Origin of the sequence: Nocardia noduli (genome assembly GCF_019038455.1) — a bacterium.
GTDB lineage: Bacteria > Actinomycetota > Actinomycetes > Mycobacteriales > Mycobacteriaceae > Nocardia > Nocardia noduli.
This window is the reverse complement of the sequence record NZ_JAFMPL010000242.1, coordinates 1-1,206: the sequence shown is the minus strand read 5'-3', so window position 1 is coordinate 1,206 and position 1,206 is coordinate 1. Positions and strand designations below refer to the sequence as shown.

The 1,206-nt window shown below is 71.6% G+C and carries 1 protein-coding gene; it reads left to right on the top strand.

Annotation, left to right across the window (positions count from 1 at the left end):
* Positions 1-177: 177 nt before the first annotated feature.
* Entirely contained in the window at positions 178-1,200 is a 1,023-nt protein-coding gene (locus tag JZ792_RS41170; RefSeq protein WP_216918409.1) for a P1 family peptidase, read from the top strand.
* Positions 1,201-1,206: the final 6 nt, after the last annotated feature.

Sequence of the window (1,206 nt, the reverse complement as noted above, 5' to 3'; positions counted from 1 at the left end):
CCCTGGCACGATCCCGCCTCACCCCACCACCCCCGGCGCGAGTCTTACGAGCGCCCGGTTCGCGGCCGTCTCGCGCCCGAACGGCCGAAGCGCATGCGCCGAAGGCGCGAGTCTCGGGTGTTCGGGCGCGAGACATGAGGGCCGCGAACCACGCGGCCCCCGGGCCGCAGAAATCCCATGCTGACCGGACTGCTCGTCGGTCACCATCACGTCCTCGACGCCGACGCGACGCTCGGTTTCGGCGCGGCGACCGGGTGCACCGTCGTGCGCGCGCCCGGTGGTGCGACGGCGGCGGTCGACGTGCGCGGCGGCGGTCCTGGAACCAGGGAAACCGATCTGCTCGACCCGAGTAACACTGTGCGCCAAGTGCATTCGATCCTGCTGACCGGCGGCAGCGCCTACGGTCTCGCGGCCGCCGACGGCGTGATGCGGTGGCTGGAGGAACACGGCGAAGGGATCCTGATGGATCCGTCGGACGCGAGCCGGGTGGTGCCGATCGTGCCGGGCGCGGTGATCTTCGACCTTCCGGTCGGCGCGTGGGATGTGCGGCCGACCGCCGATTTCGGGTACCGGGCCGCCGCGTCGGCATCGTCGGATTTCGCGCGGGGTTCTGTGGGCGCGGGCGTCGGTGCGCGCGCCGGTTCGATCAAGGGCGGCATCGGCAGCGCGAGCATCGTGCTCGAGGACGGTCCGGCGGCCGGGGTGACGGTGGCTGCGCTGATCGTCGCCAACCCGGTCGGCTCGGTCTTCGATCCGCGCACCGGACTACCGTGGGGTGTCGGCACCGACGGACCCGAGTTCTTCGGCCTGCGCCCGCCGACGAAACGACAGTTGGCGAAGGCGAACGCGCTGCCGGTGAAGGGCACGGTGCTCAATACGACCATCGGCGTGGTCGCGACCGACGTCGCGCTGGATCCGAGCGGCTGCCGCCGCATGGCGATGACTGCGCACGACGGTCTGGCCCGCGCCATCCGTCCCGCTCATTCGCCGCTGGACGGTGACACCCTCTTCGCCCTGTCCACCGGTGCGGTGGTGCCGCCGTCGGTACCGGTCCCGCCCGCGTTTCCGGCGGATCTGCTGATCCTGGACGCGGTGTGCACGGCGGCCGCGGTCTGCGTCGAACGCGCCGTGGTCGACGCGATCCTGCGTGCGGTCTCGGTCGCAGGCATCCCCGCCTACACCGATCTGTTTCCACGGTGAGCTTTC